The 18,285-nt window shown below is 62.5% G+C and carries 18 protein-coding genes; 11 read left to right on the top strand and 7 right to left on the bottom strand.

Translation table 11 applies throughout. The features are described from left to right. Positions 1-77 precede the first annotated feature (77 nt). Together BUS42_RS41900 and BUS42_RS13835 are read left to right on the top strand one after the other, a co-directional pair. Positions 78-398, top strand: coding sequence for an FmdB family zinc ribbon protein (locus BUS42_RS41900; RefSeq protein WP_159452225.1), 321 nt, complete (start codon positions 78-80; stop codon positions 396-398). Between the two features lie 299 nt (positions 399-697). Then, the gene (locus BUS42_RS13835; RefSeq protein ID WP_074307411.1) at positions 698-1,141 is read left to right on the top strand and encodes a CBS domain-containing protein; all 444 of its coding nucleotides are present in this window, start codon (positions 698-700) and stop codon (positions 1,139-1,141) included. 968 nt (positions 1,142-2,109) lie between these two features. Here BUS42_RS13835 and BUS42_RS13825 read toward each other — a convergent pair. After that, entirely contained in the window at positions 2,110-3,180 is a 1,071-nt protein-coding gene (locus BUS42_RS13825) for an isocitrate/isopropylmalate dehydrogenase family protein (protein ID WP_074307409.1), read from the bottom strand. 131 nt (positions 3,181-3,311) lie between these two features. Beyond that, on the bottom strand, positions 3,312-4,259 hold the full coding sequence (locus BUS42_RS13820; protein ID WP_074307408.1) for a DUF1571 domain-containing protein: 948 nt from the start codon (positions 4,257-4,259) through the stop codon (positions 3,312-3,314). 325 nt (positions 4,260-4,584) lie between these two features. Here BUS42_RS13820 and thiC point away from each other — a divergent pair, with 325 nt between their 5' ends. From thiC to BUS42_RS13800, 6 genes are all read left to right on the top strand, one after another. After that, complete coding sequence (gene thiC / locus BUS42_RS13815; protein ID WP_410001684.1) at positions 4,585-5,931, top strand: phosphomethylpyrimidine synthase ThiC; 1,347 nt, start codon at positions 4,585-4,587, stop codon at positions 5,929-5,931. A 145-nt stretch (positions 5,932-6,076) separates the two neighbouring features. Further along, on the top strand, positions 6,077-6,307 hold the full coding sequence (locus BUS42_RS13810) for a DUF433 domain-containing protein (RefSeq protein ID WP_074307406.1): 231 nt from the start codon (positions 6,077-6,079) through the stop codon (positions 6,305-6,307). Position 6,308: 1 nt separating this feature from the next. After that, positions 6,309-6,467, top strand: coding sequence for a DUF5615 family PIN-like protein (locus tag BUS42_RS46455; protein ID WP_159452224.1), 159 nt, complete (start codon positions 6,309-6,311; stop codon positions 6,465-6,467). Beyond that, complete coding sequence (locus tag BUS42_RS46450) at positions 6,464-6,673, top strand: DUF5615 family PIN-like protein (RefSeq protein WP_410001707.1); 210 nt, start codon at positions 6,464-6,466, stop codon at positions 6,671-6,673. Before BUS42_RS46455 ends, BUS42_RS46450 begins: the two co-directional genes overlap by 4 nt. A 21-nt stretch (positions 6,674-6,694) precedes the next feature. Continuing rightward, positions 6,695-7,093: a 5'-nucleotidase gene (locus tag BUS42_RS46445; RefSeq protein ID WP_410001683.1), complete on the top strand. Its 399-nt coding sequence runs from the start codon at positions 6,695-6,697 to the stop codon at positions 7,091-7,093. Further along, on the top strand, positions 7,009-8,373 hold the full coding sequence (locus BUS42_RS13800; protein WP_074304624.1) for an IS701 family transposase: 1,365 nt from the start codon (positions 7,009-7,011) through the stop codon (positions 8,371-8,373). The genes BUS42_RS46445 and BUS42_RS13800 overlap by 85 nt, the downstream gene beginning before the upstream one ends. 299 nt (positions 8,374-8,672) lie before the next feature. Here the strand turns inward: BUS42_RS13800 and BUS42_RS13795 are convergent, their stop codons facing one another. The 4 genes from BUS42_RS13795 to BUS42_RS13780 all read right to left on the bottom strand — a co-directional run bounded on the left by BUS42_RS13795 (position 8,673) and on the right by BUS42_RS13780 (position 13,589). After that, positions 8,673-9,428, bottom strand: a complete 756-nt coding sequence (locus tag BUS42_RS13795; protein WP_074307405.1) for a gamma-glutamyl-gamma-aminobutyrate hydrolase family protein — start codon at positions 9,426-9,428, stop codon at positions 8,673-8,675. A 618-nt stretch (positions 9,429-10,046) separates the two neighbouring features. Next, positions 10,047-11,888, bottom strand: a complete 1,842-nt coding sequence (locus tag BUS42_RS13790) for a cytochrome b N-terminal domain-containing protein (protein WP_074307404.1) — start codon at positions 11,886-11,888, stop codon at positions 10,047-10,049. Then, positions 11,881-12,411 (bottom strand): QcrA and Rieske domain-containing protein, encoded by a 531-nt coding sequence (locus BUS42_RS13785; RefSeq protein ID WP_074307403.1) that lies wholly within the window; start codon positions 12,409-12,411, stop codon positions 11,881-11,883. Before BUS42_RS13785 ends, BUS42_RS13790 begins: the two co-directional genes overlap by 8 nt. 185 nt (positions 12,412-12,596) lie before the next feature. Continuing rightward, positions 12,597-13,589 carry a DHH family phosphoesterase gene (locus BUS42_RS13780; RefSeq protein ID WP_074307402.1) on the bottom strand — a complete coding sequence of 331 codons (993 nt, stop codon included), beginning with the start codon at positions 13,587-13,589 and terminating at the stop codon, positions 12,597-12,599. 600 nt (positions 13,590-14,189) lie between these two features. On the opposite strand from BUS42_RS13780, the gene BUS42_RS13775 reads away from it, so the two are divergent. After that, the gene (locus tag BUS42_RS13775) at positions 14,190-14,741 is read left to right on the top strand and encodes a hypothetical protein (RefSeq protein WP_074307401.1); all 552 of its coding nucleotides are present in this window, start codon (positions 14,190-14,192) and stop codon (positions 14,739-14,741) included. Between the two features lie 1,069 nt (positions 14,742-15,810). Then, a complete protein-coding gene (locus tag BUS42_RS13770; protein WP_074307400.1) occupies positions 15,811-16,056 on the top strand; it encodes a hypothetical protein in 246 nt (81 codons plus the stop codon). Between the two features lie 101 nt (positions 16,057-16,157). Here the strand turns inward: BUS42_RS13770 and BUS42_RS13765 are convergent, their stop codons facing one another. Then, positions 16,158-17,141, bottom strand: coding sequence for a GDP-mannose 4,6-dehydratase (locus tag BUS42_RS13765; RefSeq protein ID WP_074307399.1), 984 nt, complete (start codon positions 17,139-17,141; stop codon positions 16,158-16,160). Positions 17,142-17,418: 277 nt separating this feature from the next. Between BUS42_RS13765 and BUS42_RS13760 the strand changes: the two genes are divergently transcribed. Continuing rightward, positions 17,419-18,246, top strand: a complete 828-nt coding sequence (locus BUS42_RS13760) for a hypothetical protein (RefSeq protein WP_254053495.1) — start codon at positions 17,419-17,421, stop codon at positions 18,244-18,246. Positions 18,247-18,285: the final 39 nt, after the last annotated feature.

Below are 18,285 nucleotides of genomic sequence, written 5' to 3'. Positions count from 1 at the left end.
TGACCTGCTCATTTCACCTCACAGGTCAACGGTACATCCCGCCGAAGCATCGATCGGCAGGGAGCATGATAGGAACCGTGATTCGCCTTCGGCGGGCGACGACACTCAGGGCCGAGTTCGAGCGGTCCTTCGGCACGGACAGCGATCCCGACGGCCGCACGAACGACCTCACGGTGCCAAGCTATCGGGGCAGGGTCCGGGTCCGCCGGGGTCGGGAGGGAGGTCCAGCTATGCCGATGTATGAGTTCGAGTGCGCCGACTGCTCGAAGACCTTCGACGAGAAGGAGACCTTTGAGGAGCATGACCGGCACAAGGAGATCCGGTGCCCGCACTGCGGCGGCACCAACGTCCATCAACTCGTGACGCCGACCGGCGTCAAAACGTCCAAGAAGTCGTGAGGCTTCCTCGGCGATCAGGGAGGGAGCGATCCACCCTGGCCCGCCTGGGACACCGATCCGCTCCACCATCGTCCCGATCGAGTCAAGCCAACGGAACGGTCTGGAGGAGGATTTTCGTGTTGCTGTGAATGGGACAACTTTCTCGGAGCCCTGAGCCCAGGAGGTATGTCATGAACTGGGGTCAATCCCGAGGCAAGCTCAAGGAGACGTGGGGGCGGTTGACCGCCTCAATGACTCACAGGAGGACGCCCAGAGGCGTCCAATCGAGAGATCGACTCAGCGGGAGGAAGGAGGACGCCATGCAGGTCCGAGAGATCATGACCGGCGACCCCATCTGCTGCACTCGGGAGACCGGCCTGCCCGAGGTGGCCCGCATGATGGTCGAGCACGACTGCGGGGTGATCCCCGTGGTCGAGAGCCGAGAGAACAGGAGGCCGGTGGGCGTGATCACCGACCGGGACATCACCTGCCGGTCGGTGGCGATGCGAAGGAATCCGCTGGAGATGACGGCGGGCGACTGTATGACTCCGACGGCGATGACCGCCCGGCCGGAGACCAGTCTGGAAGACTGTGAGCGGCTGATGGAGGAGAAGCAGATCCGCCGCATCGTGGTGGTGGATGAGCGAGGCAGCTGCTGCGGCCTGGTGGCGCAGGCGGACATCGCCCGGAAAGCGACCGAGCATGACGTGGCCGAAGTCGTCAGGGAAGTCTCCCGACCTACGGCGACGGCCTCTCATCGATAGCGACTTCCCGGCCCCCCTGGGGCCGGCGTCTCCGTGGCCCGCTTCGCCGTGCGGGCCATGGCATTCCGGGGGTGCGGCCACGCTGGATTTGCGGAGGGAGCCGGAGGAGCAAACTGCTCCCGGCACATGGAGGAGGCCCCGTGACAAGGGCAGGCGAGGGCAATCACCAGGTAGCACCTGGCGGCTTCGTCCACCCCGAAGGCGGGAAAGGGGTCAGGATCGAATGGTACGAGTTTAAGAGCGGGCGTGCACTGGTTTTGGTTGCAAAAACAGTGTACAGGAGCCTGAAAAGGTACTGTACGGAATCCTTATCCTCGTGCCATTCGAACCTGACCCCATTTTTAAATCAGATCCTAGTAGGATTTCACTTCAAAAAGCGATGATCCAAGTCGGTCGTCGATGGTCCGCTCGAGGGAGGCACGGCGATCGTTGTTGCGGTAAACCGACCGCGCCAGCTCGACGAACCGGGGCCCGAAATCTCCCGACCGCTCGCAGGCCCGGAGCGCTTCCTCGCTCAGCCAGATCGCTTCATTGATCGTTTTCAGCTCGACCCTCAGTGATCTTGTCGATCAGGTCGCCTGGAGAGATCTCCACCGCGATCGGGCGAACGGGGGGCACGAGTTTCTCACGCAATGCGTTCGCCATCCGTTCGAAGACCTCATCCCACCTCGTATTTGCGGACCTCCGAAAGAGGCGTGTGGTGGGATACCAGGGGCTATCTTCCCGCTCCACCATCCAGCGAGTCCGGCAGCGCGACCCAGACGGGGGCTCCCATCGCGCCGGGATGTGGGCGAGGGAGGTTTTGAGGATCCTCGGCACGCTCATGAGGGGGAGCCTGAACGTCGTGCGAGGGCAAGGGATCCCCGTGCGCGATCAGGCGATCGTGTGTGTGATGAAGTCTGTCTGACGTCGGATTCTGTGCACTTCGGGTTGACGAGGATTCGTGATGCGACCGAGGAAGAATCGGCTCAGCCGATCGCGCGGAGGATGGCGGTGGTGGCACCGCGGGTCGTCGCCAGGCCCTTGAGGTCGGCGGTCCGCGCTTCGCCCGAGGCGAGCGCCGCGGTCACCGCCAGTTCGATCCGTCGCGCGGCCGCGGCTGGGGCGGGGTCGTGGTGGGTGTCGGCCAGATGGTCGAGCATCATGACGACCGAGAGGATGGCGGCCAACGGGTTGGCCACCCCCATCCCGGCCAGGTCGGGAGCCGTGCCGTGGCACGGTTGGAAGACCGCGTGCCGCTCGCCCAGGTCGGCCGAAGGAGCGACGCCGAGGCCGCCGATTAGCCCGGCCGTGAGGTCCGAAAGGATGTCGCCCAGGAGGTTCTCAGTCACCAGCACGTCGAATCGTTCGGGCCGCCTGACCAGTTCCATCGCGGCCGCATCCACATAGAGGTGGTCGGCGGCCACGTCGGGGTATTGAGCGGCCACCTCATCAAACACCTTTCGAAAAAAGGCGAACGAGCGGAGGATGTTCGCCTTGTCGACGCACGTGACCCGGGGCTGAGCCCGGCCGCGACGGCGCGCCCTGCGGAACGCCGAGTGGACGACGCGCTCGGTTCCCCGACGTGTGATCACTTGAGTGTCAGTCGCAAGCTGGTCGCCGAGGACGATCCCGCCTCCGAGCGAAGCGAAGATCCCCTCGGTGCTCTCGCGCACGACGACGAGGTCGATCGCCGGATCACCCGCGAGCGCTCCGGCGACGCCTTCCAGGCGTTTTGCGGGACGGATGCCGGCGTAGAGGTCGAGCTCGATCCGCAGAGTAACTTGCGGAATGATCTCGGTGCCGTCCGGATAGCGGACGTCCGGCAAACCGCAGGCGCCGAGCAGAATCGCGTCGGCCGCGCGGCAGGCCGCCAGCGTCGACGCGGGGAGTGCTTCGCCACACTCGAGGTACGTCCCGGCTCCGGCGGGAGCCTCAATGAGTTCGACTCCGAATCCAGCGCCCACCCGTCTCACCTCATCGAGAATTTCGAGTGCGCTGGCGATCACTTCGGGGCCGATCCCATCCCCCCTGACGACGGCAATTCGATAGGTCTTCATCGCTCGCCCCGCACTGGAACCGTTCTCGCTCGAGCCAAAGTCGAAGCGATTACAATGCCAGACCCGAAGCCAATCGGCCAGATGCCAATCGGTCGGGTTCCTGGAAACGCCGGCTGCCTTAATCGTGCGGTTCAGTAGCGGTGAAAGGCGTAAGCGGGGTTGGCCGGATCGAAGTCGAGGGACGAGAGCGGGACGCCGAGCTTGAGGTCGTCGTAGACGTAGCGTTCGGCCAACGAGAGCTGTTCTTCACGACCGGGCTCAGGCCAGTCGTAGTTGCTGATTTTGAGCGGGATCCGCGACTCGACGTCGTAGAGGACCTCGACGTAATAAAACGGCCGCGAGCCGTTCTTGTTGAGGTGGCGATGAACGGAGCGGAGCCAGGGGCGGCCGTCGTCGTCGGTGATCCGGTCGAGGATGGTGATCGCCTCGTGGTCTTTGAGGTCGAGGCGACGAAACTCAATCAGCTTATCGTTCAGGTTGCTGAGGCCCGCTTCGGTGATGGAGTGGCGCGTTTCGGCCATGGCCAGCGGGTGGTCGGGGGGGACGGCCAATCGAGGCACGAGCCAGCGCGAGACGCCGGTCGAGTGGGCGATCACCTTGTTCTCGTGATGGCCCTCGGCGTAGACCACCTCTTTCCCTGCCTGCGGGTTCAGGAACTTGAAGTAGACGGCGAAGGGACGCTGGCGAACCTTCATCGCCAGGGTCTGCTCGGCGCCGAGAACTCCGCGGAGCCGTTCCGTTTTCCGGAACGTGGCGGTGTAGCCGTCAATGCGATCGAGTCGCTTGCCGACATCGAGCAGCGTCTCGAGCAGGAGCGTTTTCGCGGGTTCCCCATCGAGTGGGTGATCGGGCCAGGCGGGCGGTCCCTGGGGCAGAGTGGGGGTTGAGGCGGATTTTGCCGGATCGGCGATCGGTCTGGTATGAGAGCCGGGCGGGAGGTTTGTTTCGATATCCTCAAGGGGCGCCGTCAGCCACCAACTCGTGCCCGCAAGGCCGGCAATCGGGACGAAGCACAGGAGACTCCAACGCCAGCGGTTGGATCGCACGCGAGATGGGCTCACGATTGGGCTTGCCGCCATGCCAACAGCTCCAATGTCGCGGTCTCGAAGAATTATGTCGGATAGGTGGTGGGGAACCCTGTGCGCGGAGGATTCCTTAGGTGAGCTTATCGACCAGTGTTCGCAAAAAGTTGAGGTTCGTCAATCGATTTGGTCTCGATTCGCGAGAGCGACGGTCACGATCCCGTGGTCGGGGCCGCCGAGTGAATTGACCGATCTGGGACCGGGTGTCTAGGATAGGACAATCCCGGTGTCTTTGGGACCGGGTTTCATTTTAGAATCGACAGACGCGGCCATCGATCGTCGCACGGCAACCGACCGGCTCTCGGAGGAGAATACTCGCACCATGACACAGATCGAAAAGGCGCGACAGGGGACCGTGACACCCGAGATGGAGTATGTCGCCGGCCGCGAGAATCTGGAACCCGAGTTGGTCCGGTCGGAGGTGGCGCGGGGGAGGATGGTCATCCCCGCCAACATCGTCCACTTGAAGCAGGGTCTTCAGCCGATGGGGATCGGCATCAAGGCCAAATGCAAGATCAACGCCAACATCGGCAACTCGGCGGTCACCTCCGACATCGACAACGAGCTGGCCAAGCTCAAGATGGCCGTCGACCTGGGCGCCGATACGGTGATGGACCTCTCGACCGGAGGCAACATCAACGCGATTCGCGACGCGATCGTCGCGGCCAGCCCGGTCCCGATCGGAACCGTGCCGCTCTACCAGGCGATCCAGCAGGTGAAGCACGTTGAGGACCTCACCGAGCAGGACTTGCTCGACGTGGTCGAGCACCAGGCGAAGCACGGGGTCGACTACATGACCCTGCACGCCGGGATCCGCCGCGAGTACATCGCCCTGACCGCGCACCGGATCACCGGCATCGTGTCGCGCGGCGGTTCTTTGATGGCGCAGTGGATGATGGCGCACAAGAAGGAGAATCCGCTCTTCACCCGGTTCGACGACCTCTGCGACATCATGCGGCACTACGACGTCACCTGGAGCCTGGGGGACAGCCTCCGCCCCGGTTCGATCGCCGACGCCTCCGACGCCGCCCAGTTCGCGGAATTGAAGACGTTGGGCGAATTGACCCGTCGCGCGTGGGCACGCGGCTGCCAGGTGATGGTGGAGGGTCCCGGGCACATTCCGATGGACCAGATCGCCATGAACATGGAGAAGCAGGCGATCGAGTGCAGCGAGGCGCCGTTCTACGTCCTCGGCCCGCTCGTGACCGATATCGCGCCCGGCTACGATCACATCACCTCGGCGATCGGCGCGGCCCTGGCGGGCTGGCATGGCGCGAGCATGCTCTGCTACGTCACTCCCAAGGAACACCTCGGCCTGCCCGAAGTCGAAGACGTCCGCCAAGGGGTGATCGCCTATAAGATCGCCGCGCACGCCGCCGACCTCGCCCGTCACCGCCCGGGTGCCCGCGACCGCGACGACGCCTTGAGCCGAGCCCGTTACTCGTTCGACTGGGAGCAACAGTTCGCGCTCTCGCTCGATCCCGAGACCGCCCGGCGGATGCACGACGAGACGCTGCCCCAGGATGCCTTCAAAACCGCCGCCTTCTGCAGCATGTGCGGTCCCAAGTTCTGCTCGATGCGAATCACCGAAGACCTGCGTAAGCACGCCCTCGAGGCCGCCTCGCTCGTGCAGCTCGGCGAACCCGAGCCCGCGGGCGCGAGGAACTGAACCTCCCTCGAGTTCGGCTCCGGGGCGGTAAAACGCTGAGGCAAGCGAACTCGTGCGGTTTCGAAGGTTGGTAACAAGGGCACGGCTCACCCCTCTTGAGGGATGGTGAGCCGTGCCTTTGCCCGATTCATAAAAGGAGCAGTCCATGCATTGGCAAGACCGCATCATTGTGGACCCGGCCATTCTGACCGGGAAGCCCGTCATCAAAGGCACTCGGATGGCCGTCGAGTTCATCCTCGAACTTCTCGCCGAAGGCTGGAGTTACGAACAGATTGAGCAGAACTATCCTTCTCTGACCGACGACGACATCCAGGCAGCCCTCCACTATGCTGCCGATGCTTTGAAGCGGGAACGGGTCTACCCTCTGGCGGTTTGACGTGACGAAGCTCCTGGCCAATGTAAACGTCGCTGCTGCCGTGGTCTCTGCCCTCCGGGCCGACAGCCACGATGTCGTTTGGATCAAGGAACTCGGCCGAGGCTCCACCGACGATGTGGTGTTGGCAATGGCACTCGCGGAGAACCGAGTGTCCTCCTGACCTTCGACAAGGACTTCGGAGAACTTGCGTTCCACCTGGGTCGCCTCGCCACACCCGGCGTAATCCTCCTCCGTCCTCGACTTCGGTCCCCTGACTACCTGGTGCGTTTCGCCCAAGCCGTTCTCGCTCAAGGCCACACCTGGGAAGGTCACTTCGCGGTCGCCGAGGAAGGCCGACTACGAATTGTCCCTCTTCCAACTCCTTAAAAGTGAGTATCGACGAAATCTATGCCAGCCGACCTCTCGAAAAGCCTGGTGATCGGGATCTCGTCCAGGGCCTTGTTCAACCTGGAAGAATCGAACGCCGTCTTCGAGAAAAACGGAGAGGTCGCCTATGGCAAGCTCCAGCATGCCTTTGAAGATCAGATATTTAAGGCGGCAACCGCCGCGTCTAAGTTCAAGTTTCGCACTTTTCCCAAATGTCAAATTCCGACTTGTAGATTCAATAGGGCTCCAAAAAAAACGTCGGCGTCTCTGTCAGTTTTTGGCAAATTGTTTGGGCCTTACACCGAACAATTTCCCCTGACACAGGACGCCGACCCATGGAACTTACACCCTCCTTCCTCCTCTTGCTACAGCAATTCACACCCGTCTTCACCAATCCCTCCTTCCACACCTTCACCTTGATCGCCTCCGGCTGGATCCTCTCGAATCGCCACCGCTATATTACCGAACTCATCTTCTCCAGCGGCCAGGTTGGCATCGGACATTGGTCACGCTTCCATCGCTTCTTCAGCCATGCCGCTTGGGACCTCGATCACTTCTCGATGTCCCTGGCCAAGCTTGTCGTCTCCATCCTCGCACCGGGCGCCACTTTTTACTGGGCCGTCGACGACACCCTCTGCCGAAAACGCGGACTCACCCTCTACGGCGCCGGCATGCACTACGACCCACTCATCTCCAGTCGAGCCAAAGCTCTCGTCAGTTGGGGACACGACTGGGTCGTCCTCTGCCTGATCGTCGTCCACCCGTTCTGGGCACCGACCAAAGTCTTTGCCTTGCCCATCGCCATGCGGCTCTATGTCAACCGCCAAGGCTTAACCAAGGGCAAAAAGAACCAGAAAAAGAAAAAGGCAAAGCCCGATCCCAATCATCGCACCCGCCCCGAACTCGCGATGGAATTGATCCACTTGGCGGCGGACTGGTTCCCCGACGACGAGATCGTCATCACCGGCGACAGCGCCTATGGGGGCCAGAGCATCCTCGGCCAACTTCCGCCCACGGTCCATCTCATTAGCCATGTCCATCCCAAGGGGGCCCTCTATGAGCCAGCGCCTCCCAAGGAGGAGAAATCCAAAGGGGCGCCCCGCAAGAAAGGCCAGCGCCTCCCCGGCATGAAGGAGTGGGCCGAGGATGCGAATCAACCCTGGACCCCACACGACTTTGACCAGTTCGGGCTCCATGCCAGCTTGGCGGTCAAGACGATCCAGGCCCTCTACTACAAGGCCGGCAAGGACCGACTCCTGACGATCGTCTTGGTGCGTGACCTCCAGGGGAAACGTCCCGATCAGATGTTCTACTGCACCAAGCTCGATTGGACCGTCCCGCAGATTCTCTCGGCCTACTCGTACCGTTGGGCAATCGAATGTACTTTTGAAAATACCAAGCAACTTCTCGGCCTCGAGGATCCCGCCAATCGCCTCCCCAAGGCCATCGAGCGAACCGCGCCGATGGCGTTGTTTCTCTACAGCTTGGTGGTGGTTTGGTTCCACCAGACCGGTCATCGATTTCTTCGTTTTCCGGTCCGCCCGTGGTATCCGAAGAAGCAAGAGGCCTCGTTTGCCGACCTGCTGACGACCTTGAGGCGGGTCAGCTATGAGGAGAAAACCGAGGGAGCGCTATCCAACCGGTATGACCTAAAAGCCTGGATTGCGCAGCTCACCGAGTTTCTCAGCCGCGCGGGCTGAGCCGACATCGGCCGGAGATTTCGGCCCTCACTCGCACTTGATCAAGGGGTCGCCGGGGTCGATAACAGGCCTCGGGCCGCTCCCGATCCGTCCCTGTTTATGCGAAACTTGAACTAAGGTGCTGAGCAATCCGAATTCGACAAAGGCCGAGAAGACGGCCGCCGCGTCGTCGCTGCCCCAGGAGGGCAAGGCTAAGTGATTCCGCGGTCGCGCAGCGAAAAGCCCCTCTCGTTGTGAAAAGGGGCTCAATTCGTCGCATTGTATTGTGTTGCGTCGATCGATCAATCGATCGGGTCTTGTCAGCTCGCCTTCGCCAGCGAGAGGGGGACCCGGTTCCAGGTGGCCGCCGCGGTGGTGAAGGCCTCGATGAGCTGCATGTCGAGGGAAATATTCCCTTCGTTTTCGGGGTGCCACTGCACGCCGACAACCCACCAGCCCTTTTCTCGGCCTTCGTAGGCTTCGATCAATCCATCAGGGGCGAGCGCACCGGTCCGGAAGTTCGGGGCGAGCTTGCGGATCCCCTGGTGGTGGTAGCTGTTGACGCGGATCTCACCCGGGCCGTAGATCTCTTCCAGCCGGGTGCCCGGCTCCATGATCACGGTGTGTCGGTGGACGCCGCCCTGGAGGTCGCGGTGGGGGATACCCCGAGGCATATCTTCGGGTAAGTGGAGGTAGATTCCACCGCCGTTGACGACGTTCAACTCTTGCATCCCGAGGCCGATCCCGAGCACGGGCATCCGCATCTGCTGGATCAGTTTGCAGAGCATGCGGTCGGACGCTTCACGCCGTTCGGGCATGACCGTCACGGCAGGGTGGGGCGAGAGGCCCATCTTCTTGGGGTCGAGGTCGTCCCCGCCGGTCAAGAGCACGCCGTCGAGCTGCTCGAGGATCGGTGCGAGGTCGTGCTCCTTGATGAGCGGCGGAATCATCACGGGAAGCGCGTTGGCGGAAAGGATGCAGTCGAAGTAGCCACTGTGCATGTAGCTGTGCGGGGTGCGGCCCTTGGTCGTGGCGCGATAGTCAGTGTTGATCCCGATCAGAGGTCGGTCTTTCATGGCGGGCTTCCTTCCTTGCGTTGCGTTGGCGTCAGCGAAATCCATTCGATGACCATCCCGGGGCGCTTCCACGATCCACCGTGAACCGCGGAGTTCGACGAGCCAAGCCGGGGCGTCTGCCAGTGCGCGACGATGCCGTCAGACGGCGATCGGCGCGTCCGCAATTTTCCCGTGATCTCCAAGCACAACCGCAGGGACGCGGACCCTGAGGGATGTGCGAAGACCAAATCAAATTGTCCAGGTCTCAGTAGGTGTGACGCGAGAGTGGAAGTAAATTCGTGCTGATCGTCGTGCCTTTGTGTCAGGCAGTGCGACCGAGTCTAGCCGCGACTTGAGGCTTACTCAAGAAAAATCCACGGTTTTCCGGCTGTTTGCCCGACTTTTTCGGGTTCCAGGGCTTTGGGGAAGCCAGGGTTACGGATCCTTGTAAACCTTGCCAAGCCGTACTGTTCAAACATCTCGGTGTCCGCGATCAGGGCGCGTGGGCTGCCCCTTTTTTGAGAATCCCAGGGCGCGTTTCTGGCCCAAACGCGATCGGCCCCGGAAGAAAGTTCCGGGGCCGATGTCGGCGCTACCCTCGTGTTTTCGATTCAGGACCCGCGGGCCAGGTCCCAAGCCTCAGTGAGGGGCCTTTTTTCCAGCGGCCGCTTTCGCCTCGGGGGAGGTGGGTTTGGCCACGAAGTAATCGTTCTTGAGATACCGGACGAGCATGTTGACGTCGTTCGCGGCGAGTTGCTCGCTGGTGAACGCGGGCATCTGATCCTTGGTTTCGAGGTAGCCGTACAGGTCGAGAGCGCCCGGCTTGTGGATCATCCGGGTGATCCACTGCGGTGAGCCCCAGGCGAACAGCTTGGGGGCGTCGCGATAGCCGCCCTCACCGATGCCTTCCGTCACGAGATGGCATTGCTTGCAGTCTTTGTTGAAGACGACCAGGCCGGGGTGCTCGGCGACCCCGGGGCTTTCGACCCACTCTTCCGGAGTCATGTCGGCCGGGATCTCGGCGAACGAGGCGACGAACCGGGCGACGTCGTCGAGCTCTTGCTTGGTGAGCTTCGACCCCTTCTTCCACTCGGCCATCCCGTCGCATTGCGGGACCTTACCGAAGTAGGCGTCCGCTCGCGGGTTCTCGAGGAGGCCGCGGATCCAGGTGTAGGAGCCGTAGTCCTTGAGGTCGGAGGCCACCTGCGGCGTCGAGACCGGTTGGCCCTTGCTGTCGCTCGAGAGCTGTCCCTTACCATCGAAGTAGTGGCAGCTCAGGCACTTCTTCTCGAGCACGGCGCGGCCGTGGGTCAGCGGGTCATGGCGGAGGACATAGGCGGCCCCTTCGGGAGGAACGCCGATTTCGCTGGCCAGCAAGATCGCCCGCTGGCGGGCCTCATCGGCCTTGACCCGGTCGGCCTGGAAGCTTTCGTTCGCGGCGTCGGACCGCATTGCTTCCACGGTCAGGAAGCCGCCGCCGCCGACCAGCGCGAACACGAAGCAGCAGGCCAAGAAGTGGGCCAGCTTGCGCGGGAGGATCCGGTCGAAGAGGGGGAGCAGGAGCAGGACCACCATGATCGCGGTCGGGATGATGATGGTGCCGATCATCTCACGATTGCCAGGAAAGTACTTGAGCATCTGGAAAAGTGAGAGGAAGTACCACTCGGGTCGCGCCGGGTAGTTGGCGCTGGAGGGATCGGCGGGAGCGTCGAGATTGGCGCCCCCCTCGCTGACCACGAGGTAGACCAGGACGCCGAAGACGGCGAGGCTGGCGACGCTGTCCATGAACAACTGTTCGGGCCAGAACGTTCCGCGCCCGAGCTTCTCGGCATTCCGCGGGGGAGTCAGGCCGTGCCGTCGAAACAGGGCGACGTGCGCGAACAGGCAGAGGAAGAAGAGGGTCGGCAGAACCCCGACGTGGAGGCCGAAGAACCGGGTGATCGTCTGGTTGCCGTACTGGGTGCCGCCCACGACGATCTTCTGGATGGCGGGACCGAGCACCGGCGCTCCGCCCGAGATATTGGTGGCGACCTTGGTGGCCCAGTAGCCTTTCTGGTCCCAGGGGAGCAGGTAGCCGGTCAGGCTGAAGCCGAGTGTGAGAAACATCAGGGCCATGCCGAACCACCAGTTAACCTCACGCGGCTTGCGGTACGCTCCCGCCCAGAGCACTTGAAGCAAGTGCATCGCCAGGAGAACGACCATCGCCTGCGATCCGAAGTGATGGATCCCCCGGATAAACCAGCCTGCATACATCTTGTTGCTGATGTAAAAGACGCTTCCCCAGGCCGTTGAGGATGACGGGCTGTAAGACAGCATCAACAGCAGGCCGGTCGCCAGTTGGATCATGAAGGTCGTGCTCAAGGCCGAGCCGAACACGTACCGCCAGCGCGCGCCACCGGGAATCGGCTCCTCGAGCGCTTCGTGCACGAGGGCCTTGTAACCGGTCCGATTGTCAAGCCAGTTGGTGAGTTTGTTAAACAAGGGGGATCTGCTCCTCGGACTGGGCCCGGAACCGCTGAAACTTGACCTGGATCTTCGGGTCTTTATCGTTCGAGAGCGTGACTTCGAGCCCATCCATCGGGCGCGGCGGGATCTTGTTCGTCGCCTTGCCGCAGAGGTCGAAGCTGCTGGTGTGGCACGGACAGAAGAAGCTCTGGCCGTCCTCCCCGAGACTCACCGCGCAGCCCAGGTGGGGACACTCGGACGAGAGCGCGATCACCGTCTCCTTCGAGTTGCAAGGGGGCTGGCGGACCAGCCAGACCGAGCTGATCGCTTCCTTGGGATAGTTCACCCAGGCGTCTTGCCGTTGCTCGATGATCGGGACCGACATGGGGACGCCCACTTTGAGGTCGCTGAGCTTCGCGACCTCCTGGAACGCCCCCGCCTCGTCCTTTTTCTTGAAGATTGGATCCAGGAGGTAGGCAACCCCTGGTATGGCCAGACCGAGGCCGACAAGGTTGCCCACCACGACGGTGCCGTAGCGGTAGAAATCACGACGGTTCATCAGGGGAACTCCAGCGACGACGAGGCGGGTTCGACCAACGGGGCAGGGGGGGAGCGGTCCGAATCGCTTGGGATCAGCGGGCTTCGGACCGCTATCGTTCGATCTTCGCTCGAAACAGGAGGGAGGCAGCCGACTGACTGACTGACTAGCTAACGATACAATACAATCTAAAGCAATGCGTGACTTTATGCGATGTTCAAGGTCTGCTGGACCGCGGCCAGGACCCGTTCGATGCTCTCGGAGAGTGGGTCGGGCAACGTGGCTCCGGCCGCCGCGCGGTGGCCGCCGCCGCCGAAGAGACCGGCCAGGCGGGCGCAGTCCATGCCCTGGCGAGATCGGATGCTCAGTTTGATTCCACCGTGCGTCTGCTCGAAGAAGAGCAGGCCGACCTCGACCCCTTTGAGGCTCACCGTGAAATCGATGAGGTCTTCGGTGTCCTGGGGGATCGCGCCCGACCGCTCAACGCTCTCGCGCGTCACGGTCGCATAGGCGATCCGGCCGTCTTCGACGGTTTTTAGACCCGAGAGGGTCTCGCCCATCAGGCGGAGCCGGCCCAGGCTGCTGCGTTCAAACAACTGGCGATAAATCTCGTTGATCGGGGCACCCGCCTCAACGAGGTCCGCCACGGTGCGCAAGGTGTCGGGCTTGGTGTTCGGGTGATGGAACCAGCCGGTGTCCATCGCGATCGCGGTCAGCAGGCCGGTCGCCACCTCTTTCGTGAACTTGGCGCCCAACGCCTTCGTGGCCTGGACCACCAACGTTCCCGTCGCCTCGGCCGTCGTGTCCTTGAGAAAGAGCGCCCCGAGGTCATCCTGGCTGACGTGGTGGTCGATCACCACGCGGGGGCCTTTGAAGTCGCGGATCAAGTCCGCCATGTCGCCCAGTTGGCTCCAGGCCGAGAGGTCGAGGATGATCGCAACTTCGCGGTCCGCCAGGTCAGGCTGACCCGCCAGGCTGCCGAAGTGCTCGAAGAAATCCCCTTGCGGATCGAGGAAGTCGTATCGGGGAGGGGTCCGGCTTGAGTTGACGACTCGGACATCCTTCCCTTTTTGCCGAAGTAACCCGGCCATGCCGACTTCCGACCCCAGTGCGTCGCCATCGGGGCGGACATGCGTGGTCAGGAGAAATCGGTCATGGGTCTCGATCAAATCGGCAAGGGGGGTCCAGTCGATGCTCATATCGGGACTCAGGCGGGTGTCGAACTCCTGTCAGCCCCTCATCTTAGCGAACGGCAGACCCCCCCCGCAACCCATTCGAGACTTCTCTCCGGACCCTCGACCGATGTGTCGGATTTCAACCTGTCTCGAAGTGGATCGACGCGGAAGGGAGAATTCCGACAGGCGGCCTGGGAGCCGGATAGTGTCACCCCGCCGGTGGAATGCCGATCCGGCCAGAGTGCGAGATGAGTGGGTGGCCGACACGGACCGGGAGTGGGATTGAGAGCGGATCGGGTACCCGGGACGGGGGGAACCGCTCCTGGGATCCCGATCAAACGATTGGGGCACCCAGTTTGTGGGTGCCCCAATGGCGGAGGCCTCGGTCCTTGGAGAGACCCGATCGGGTCGGGAGCCGGGAGCGATTCTCCTCAGTCATGAACCCCACGTCTGAAGACGGGGGGCTTGCCAGTAGCCTCTTCCGGGATTCGACCCCCGGCGTCAACAGCCCCGACATTAGGTCGCACGACTTCGACCCAGTCATCGATACCTGAGTGTGCTGTTGGCTCCCCGGGGGGGAGTGCCGTCAGGTAGTGTACAGATTGTCTCGCATGGATTTGCCTCATGCAAGAGCGATTCACGCGATTCCTCCCCACGACTCAAGTCGGGGGCTGCCTCGCTAGTTTTGGTGAGGATGCGATCCAGGCGGCAACTTCATTAGCCCCGGCGCGACTCACGATCCTCGTGATGTCGGCCGTGACCACGAGAGCCCTGCTCTTTCTTGCTCTTGCTCTTCTCGCCGCGGCACTGACGATCCTCGCCACCGCGACGGCCGTGGGCCTCGCCCTTCTCGCTATGTTTGGTCAACTCGACCTTGCCTCGGCGTGCTTCACCGCTCCGTTGCTTGCCATTGCCTCGGCGATGCTCGTGCTTGGCCACACTTCGGTGCTCGCCATCACCCCTGCGGTGTTCGTGCTTGGCCACACTTCGGTGCTCGCCATCACCCCTGCGGTGTTCGTGCTTGGCTTCGCCTCGTTGCTTGCCATCGCCCCTGCGGTGTTCGTGCTTGGCTTCGCCTCGTTGCTTGTCATCGCCCCGACGATGCTCGTGCTTGGCTTCGCCTTGGGGTTTGCCATCGCGACTCGCGTGGGAACGGGCTTGGTCGCGGTCACGTGACCCGTGCTCGCGTCGCACTCCTCGTTCGCGGCCCCCATCTCGGTGAGCCTTGCTTTGATGCGAACGGGCGTCCCGTTCGCGGTCACCATCTCGGTGACCTTCGTCGGCCGTCGCGGCGCCCCCGCAGAGACCAGTCAGAGCCACCATCAGCGCGGCCACTCTCAATACCATGGACATAGGATTACTCCCTGGCTGAAGTGCATGAACGTCGGTCTTTTCCCCTAAATCACTAATAGCGTCAACGCGGGCAAGGATGGCCTTGAAAAGAGAATGCGACGTTGGGGTATTCAGCAAAATGTTTGGAATTGATTAAAATGAAGCGGGTGGCGCACGGTAATCCATGGGGGGGCACGTGTGGGGCCTTGTACGTCTGGACCCCATGTGGCTCAAGGAGTCAGCGGGCTTCTTGGGCGTTGTTCGTGGTCGCGAAGCGACAAGTGGCGTTCCGCGAGTTCAGGCCGTTCGCTTGGCGACGTCTTTTTTTTGCGAACGTCTTGTGGCTCCGCTACATTCGAGGGTAAATCGCTGGAGGAGCCGTGAGAGCAGGGGTCCAGTGGGTGGCCTCGGCCTAAGCACGTGGACCTGAGCTTACTTTGTATTGAATTATGTGCAAATTATTGATGCAGCCCGTGGCACCCAACGGCGATTGCATCACCACGGTCGCCCGTCAGAAAATCAAAGAAAACCGAGACCAACGGCTTGGCATCCCTTTTGGCAAGCGTGGTGGATCGTTCGAGGCCGGGGGCGAAACCTGGTGGGCCGCGCCTGCCCTACAAGAGTCGGATTGGCTTCTCGTGCGCGCCATTTACCTGGCTTGCTCGATCTCTGATCCCACTGAAAGTCAGTCGCGCAGGTTGTTGGCCGGCTCGGCAGGGAGGTGGGCAAGCCGGTGCCGTTTGTGCTGCGCCGTGGCAATGTGGCAATTCGGAAGCGTCGGTTGAACTTATCAGGCTAATATGAGACACTTACCGACCTGCCCTGGACTCTTTGTTTCGTACCCGCCGACCCACCTGCCAATTTACCCACCAAACTGCCCACTCCAAACGGCTTGAAAAACTTGAGGATACCCATGCGTAACGTCTATAGCGGCGTGATTTGGTTCATGCTGATCTCGGGGGCCCTTTTCGCCGTTGCTTCGCAGGTGGAACGCCCGGAAGAGATGCCGCGACCTGAGTCGGCGCCGGGGACCGTGATAGGCCACCCGAAGGATTGTCTGGCCTGCAAAACTCAGAAGCGAGGGCAAGCGTTGCCCGACGAGATTGATGAAAAGACCGTCTGGTTGGGGTGCGCCGACAACCGCCCGGCCCGGCGCTGAAGCCTGAATCGAGCCGGCCCGGTGGCGGCTGCCGGAGTCAGAGGATTTCGAGGATCGCGGACCCCGGCGCTGGGGCCCGCCGATCCGCAAGGGGGAAGGGGTCAGGTCGTGTACGCATCGACCCGGAACCGAGCGATATTGTCGCGGATCCAGGCGATCGTCTCATCGAGTGCCTGGTCGAGCGAATATTGCGGCGACCATCCCCAGAGTTCCTTGGCGAGGTTCGTTCCGGCCAAGAGTCGGCCGACCTCGCTGGCCGCGGGGCGGACCCGTTCCGAATCGGTCTCGACCCGGATCGGTGTCCCGAGCCGCGCGGCGATCCGCTCGACCAACTCCCCGATCGAGACGTCGTCGCCCCGGCCGATGTTGACCACCTGGCCGAGCGCTGCGTCACATCCGGCGATGGCCACGAACCCCGAGACCGTATCCTTGACGTAGGTGAGGTCGCGGCGGGGATCGAGGCTCCCCAGACGAATCACCGGGCGCGTGAGTGCCTGGCTGATGATCGTCGGGATGATCGCCCGCGCCGACTGGCGAGGTCCGAACGTGTTGAACGGTCGGAGAATCGTGACGGGCAACCCGAACGCGCGATGATAGCTTTCGCCCAAGGCGTCGGCCGCGATTTTCGTGGCGGCATAGGGGGACTGACCCCGTAACGGGTGCCGTTCGTCAATCGGCACGACCTGCGCGGTGCCGTACACTTCGGAGGTCGACGTCAACACGACCCGTTCCAGCGCTCCGCTCGCGCGGCACGCGTCGAGCACGTGCGCGGTGCCCAGGACATTCGTCTGCACCACGTCGTACGGGTTCTGGTACGAGTACGGGATCGCGATCAAGGCACCGAGGTGGAACACCCAGGCTCGCCCCTCAACGGCTTTGCGGACCGCCTCCGGATCCTTCAAGTCACCACGGTGCACCTCGAGAGCTCCCGCGATCTCGGACGGAAGACCGTCGAGGTGCCCACGCTCATCCCGGCCGTTGTACCGGGTCAAGACCCGCACCTGGTGGCCATCACGGACCAGACGTTCGGTCAGGTGACTTCCGATGAACCCCCCCGCACCTGTCACCAAAACCGTCTTGCCCATCGCAGGCCACTCCTTGGGATCGAATCGAACTCAGCGCTCTATTCCTGACGGAACCCGCCGTCATCCTACGGATTTCCGCTCATCGAGCAACGCGAAATCACCTCCGTCGCTCGGCTTCGCGGGCGCTCGTTGGGGATCGGCTCCATAGGAATCTCTGCCTGAATCCCCCGAAACCCCTAAAGGAACGCGTCTGCCCTGTCGATATTGTTTGACACCGAAGGATCAATGGGTCACCACGGACGACTTCAGACGACCCCATTGAACGGATCAAACTGCAATGACGACGCTACAATATCGCGGAGAACGACCGATGGTGCTGCGCCTGATCTTAGTCGGGCTGGTCATCGGACTCGGTCTGAGCATGCCGCCTCGACGTGACCTGGATACGCTGAGCCGCTCCGCGCAACACTGGGTCAACGACCGCCTCGCGGAATGGGATCCGCAAACCACGTCGGACCAGGGGGTGTATGTTCTCGTCGACGACCCCGCCGAGACTTCGCTTCCGTTGTCTGCTCCGGCGCTCACGCTGGTCTCGGACGAGGAATTTGCCGGCGTGGTCGACGATTCGGTCGCCCTGTTCGCTCAAGATGTGCTTGCGGCGACGACTCGGGAAATGGACCAACTCGTCAAGAGCAGCGACCAACTGGCGGTTTCGGATCCGTCGAAATCCCTGGCGATCGACCTGCCCACTGAACCGGCCGCGCTTCAGAGTGAGGAGGCCAATCCTCTCGACTTGATCGAGCTCGTGTTCGAGGGTTGGGCCGAGGCCATGCCCCTGAGCATGCCGGTCGAATGGGTCGAGGCGAATGAGTCCAATCCCCTCGACCTGGCGTTTGAGGAACTGATCGAGACCACGGTGACCCAATTCGACCAGGACGCCTCCGCGCTCGCCGCCCTGACGCTCGAGATCCACCAAGACCGGGATCCGGGTGAGGCCGCTGCTTTGGACCGGAGCTCCGATGGGAATGAAGCCGCGACCGTGGCCACCGTCGCGACCGGGCGAGGCGAGAATCGACTGACGAACGCCGTCCGCCTGACGCGTGAGGCGGTCGTTGCCTGGGCAAGCCTGATCCACGGCCCCGCCGTCGTCACCATCTCGCGCTGAGGGAATGGATCAGTTGCCCGCCGATGACAGAGACGGAGA

The sequence above is a fragment of the Singulisphaera sp. GP187 genome (genome assembly GCF_900129635.1).
Classification (GTDB): domain Bacteria; phylum Planctomycetota; class Planctomycetia; order Isosphaerales; family Isosphaeraceae; genus Singulisphaera.
Note: the sequence above shows the minus strand (reverse complement) of the source record. Positions and strands in the feature narration are given on the sequence as shown.